Origin of the sequence: Patulibacter sp. NPDC049589 (genome assembly GCF_040675535.1) — a bacterium.
Lineage (GTDB): Bacteria > Actinomycetota > Thermoleophilia > Solirubrobacterales > Solirubrobacteraceae > Patulibacter.
Genome location: NZ_JBFAPC010000294.1, coordinates 1 through 3559 on the forward strand (window position 1 = coordinate 1; position 3559 = coordinate 3559).

At 74.8% G+C, this 3559-nt stretch carries 4 protein-coding genes and 1 pseudogene; 4 read left to right on the forward strand and 1 reads right to left on the reverse strand.

From position 1 onward, the window contains the following. A pseudogene (locus AB0L40_RS27280) lies at positions 1-263 on the reverse strand (hypothetical protein); the annotation flags it as partial. Positions 264-402: 139 nt separating this feature from the next. Here AB0L40_RS27280 and rpsF point away from each other — a divergent pair. From rpsF to rplI, 4 genes are all read left to right on the forward strand, one after another. After that, positions 403-777: a 30S ribosomal protein S6 gene (gene rpsF, locus AB0L40_RS27285; RefSeq protein ID WP_364361873.1), complete on the forward strand. Its 375-nt coding sequence runs from the start codon at positions 403-405 to the stop codon at positions 775-777. 545 nt (positions 778-1322) lie between these two features. After that, positions 1323-1913, forward strand: a complete 591-nt coding sequence (locus tag AB0L40_RS27290; RefSeq protein ID WP_364361875.1) for a single-stranded DNA-binding protein — start codon at positions 1323-1325, stop codon at positions 1911-1913. An 82-nt stretch (positions 1914-1995) separates the two neighbouring features. Continuing rightward, a complete protein-coding gene (locus AB0L40_RS27295) occupies positions 1996-2541 on the forward strand; it encodes a GNAT family protein (protein ID WP_364361877.1) in 546 nt (181 codons plus the stop codon). 150 nt (positions 2542-2691) lie between these two features. Further along, a complete protein-coding gene (gene rplI / locus AB0L40_RS27300) occupies positions 2692-3144 on the forward strand; it encodes a 50S ribosomal protein L9 (protein WP_364361879.1) in 453 nt (150 codons plus the stop codon). The last annotated feature ends 415 nt before the right edge of the window (positions 3145-3559 follow it).

A 3559-nucleotide genomic window follows, 5' to 3' on the forward strand; every position in this document is an offset into this window, starting at 1 on the left:
GGCGCCGACGGTCCGCCCTTGCCGCCGCCCGCACCGGTGCCGCCGCCCGTCCCGGACCCGGAGCCTCCCGCGCCCTCCGGTGCCCGCCCGGCGTCGCCGACCGCCGCGTCCGCCCGCCCGTCCGGCAGGGCCGGCGGGTCGCTCCCGAGTCGCGGTGCGGCGGCGACGAGGACGATCGCGACGAGCACCGCGAGGACGGTCACGGCGTTCCCCCGGCGGACGCGGCGCAGCGGGCTCGACGGGGAGGGGCGCGGATCGGGCATGATGGGGAGACCCGGCGGGCCTCTGGCGCTCGCCCCCTCGGATCCCCGTCCCGACGGATCTCCCGCGCCCTCCGGCCGGGCGACCGGGGCCCGGATCCTTTGCTACTGTCGACCGTCGCTTCACAAGCGCAACTCTCTTATGGCCGCTCCCGCACCTTCCTACGACCTCGTCATCCTTCTCCACGCCTCTGCCGAGGACGAGACGCGGCAGAAGCTCGCCGTGGATGTCGACAAGCTGATCCAGTCCGAGGGCACGCTCCTCGAGGGTCGCGAGTGGGGCGTGCGGCAGCTCGCGTACCCGATCGGTGACGAGGCGAGCGCCGAGTACCGCGTGTACCGCTTCAAGGGCCCGGCCACGCTGCTGTCGGAGATCGACCGCCAGCTGAAGATCAACGACACGGTGCTCCGTCACCGGATCATCAAGCTCGAGCGCAACCCGGTCGACCTGCCGGACCTCCGCGAGATCGACGCGCAGGCCGTCGCCGCCGCGGCTGCGGCGCCCGACGCCGGCTGAGCCACCCCGCTTCGCGCCCCGGCTCCCTGCCGGGGCATCGCAGAAGAGCCGCCCATCGGGCGGCTCTTCGCGTTTCCGGGGCCGGTCGGGTCTGCGGGGGCCGTCGCCTTCGAGGCCGGGTCCCGCCGCCGCCGTTCCCGCGGCGATCGTCATCGGGGTGGCCTCCGTTCGCCCGGCGACGGCGATCGTCGTCGGGGTGGCCTCCGTCCGCCGCGCGACTCCGTCCGCCGCGCGACTCCGTCCGCCGCGCGACTCCGTCCGCCGCGCTCCCCGGGCCACGCCCGTCCGCGAGCCGCGATGGACCCCCCGCGGCGCGCGACGTCATTCGTGACGGCCGCATTTCCAGGGGTTCCTGAACCGGCCGGCGAGGGTGCTGGCCTGCCGCCGCGGCGCATGGAATGCTGCGTCTCCCGAGGCGGTCTCGTGGCGACCTGCGTCGTCGCGGCACCGGCTCCGTGTCGAAGCAGGCGCGCCGGGTGTCGAGCCCCGCGCCCGCCGTACGTTCGGCCGACGCACAAGACGTACACCGAGGAAAGAAGACCCGCATGCCCATCAACCGCGTCACGATCGTCGGGAATCTCACCCGCGACCCCGAGCTGCGCGGCCTGCCCTCCGGTGGGTCGGTCTGCTCGCTGCGCGTCGCCGTCAACGAGCGCCGCAAGAACGGCCAGACGGGTCAGTGGGACGACGTCCCGAACTTCTTCAACGTCACGGTCTTCGGCAACTCCGCCGACGCGACGGCGAAGTTCCTGACCAAGGGCCGCCAGGTCGCCGTCGACGGCCGCCTGCGCTGGCGCGAGTACCAGGACAAGGACGGCAACCGGCGCGAGGCGATCGAGATCGTCGCGCAGGACGTCCAGTTCATCGGCGGCCGCGAGGGTGGCCCGGGCGGCGGCGGTGGTGGCCAGGGCGGCGGCTACGGCGGCGGCCAGTCCGACGACTGGGGCGGCGGCGGTGGCGGCCAGCAGAACGGCGGCGGCTTCAACGGCCCCGGCACCTCGTACCCCGTCGACCAGGGCGACTTCGGCGGCGGCCAGCCCGCCCCGGCCCAGGGTGGCGGCGGCTGGAGCAACGAGGCCCCGCGTCAGGCGCCGGCCCCGACGCCCGCGCCGGCCGACGACGACATCCCGTTCTAGGCCGGACGTCGGTCCGGGCGCGGTCTCCCCGGACCGGGGCCGAGCCTCCCGCACTCGCCCCGCGGTGATCTAGGGTCGGCCGATGTCGGCCGACCCTCCTGCGGAGCTGCGCGGTGAGCGCGTCCGGTTGCGACCGGTCACGCGCGCCGACGCGCCCGTCCTGCGGGCGTTCCTCGACGAGCCCGCCGTCGGCCGGTGGTGGCCGCCGCCCCCGGCGGACGAGGACTTCCCGTTCGACGAGCCGGACCTCGCCGTCCGGACGATCGAGGTCGACGGCGCGGTCGCCGGCCTGATCCAGGTCCTCGAGGAGCTCGAGCCCGACTACCGCCACGCGTCCATCGACGTGTTCCTCGGGACCGCGTTCCACGGGCATGGGCTGGGCCCCGAGGCCGTCTCGGTGGTCGTCCGGCACCTGATCCTCGACCGCGGGCACCACCGGGTCACGATCGACCCGACCGTGGCGAACGCCAGGGCCGTCGCCGCCTACCGCCGCGTGGGCTTCCGCGACGTCGGGATCCTCCGGGAGCACGAGCGCGACCACGCGACGGGCGCCTGGCGCGACGGCCTGCTGATGGACCTGCTGGCCTCCGACCTGGGCCTCGTCCCGGGACCCGTCCCGCCGCGATGAACCTGCGTCCCGCGATCCCGCTCTGCCGCGGCGGTTGCGCCGCTCCGACCCGCAGCGCGCCGACGGGCCCGTCCGTGGCATCCTCTCCTGTCCCGCTGAGGGGCACGGCATCCCGCCGTGCCCGGCACGACAGAATCGAATCTGATCCGCATGCCTGAGGCAATTCTTCTCCAGGACGTTCCGCAGCTCGGCTCCCGTGGGGCCGTCGTCGAGGTGTCCAAGGGCTACCTCCGCAACTACCTGCTGCCGCGCAAGCTCGCCGCGCCCGCCACGAAGGCGCTGCTCGACGACGCCGTGCGCGTCGCCGCCGCCCAGTCGCGCCAGCGCGCCGAGGCCGTCGGCCTGGCCCGCGAGCAGGCCGACACGCTGACGAACACGGTGCTGACCATCCAGCACCAGACGGGTGAGGACGGCCGCCTCTTCGGCTCCGTCACGAACCAGGACATCGCCGACGCCATCAAGGAGGCGCGCGGCATCGACGTCGACAAGCGCAACGTCCGCCTGGCCGAGCCGATCCGCTCCACCGGCACGTTCGTCGTCGACGTCGAGCTGACCGAGGGCGTCATCGCCAACGTCAAGACGATGGTCGTCACCGAGCGCTAGACCGCTCCACCCGGCCGGCGCCCCGCGCGCCGGCCGGCGCAGTGCCCGACGGCCCGCCCGCCCGGCGGGCCGTCGTCGTTCCCGGGAGCTCCCGGGGTCACGGACGTCCGACCGTGGGCCGTCGCGCCGGAACGCGGCCACGCCGTCGCGGGTGCACACGGACCGCGCCGCTCGAGACCGGCCGGCCGCGCGTCGGTCGCCGCCGGTCGGCTCGTCCGCCGGTCGGCGAGGTTCCCGCAAACTGGGAGCCGCGGCCCCGGGTCGCTCCGGATCGGCGACGGACCGTTGGTAGGTTCGACATCCGCTCCATGGCCCCACCCGACGACCACGACATCCCGCCCTTCGACGACGACGCGTCCTACGTCGACATGGATCCCGGCGGCTCGTACGGCGACGACGACGGGTTCGACGACGG

Coding starts and splice junctions, on each gene's coding strand:
- rpsF (WP_364361873.1), top strand. CDS start 403: ATGGCCGCTCCCGCACCTTCCTACGACCTCGTCATCCTTCTCCACGCC.
- rplI (WP_364361879.1), top strand. CDS start 2,692: ATGCCTGAGGCAATTCTTCTCCAGGACGTTCCGCAGCTCGGCTCCCGT.
- AB0L40_RS27295 (WP_364361877.1), top strand. CDS start 1,996: ATGTCGGCCGACCCTCCTGCGGAGCTGCGCGGTGAGCGCGTCCGGTTG.
- AB0L40_RS27290 (WP_364361875.1), top strand. CDS start 1,323: ATGCCCATCAACCGCGTCACGATCGTCGGGAATCTCACCCGCGACCCC.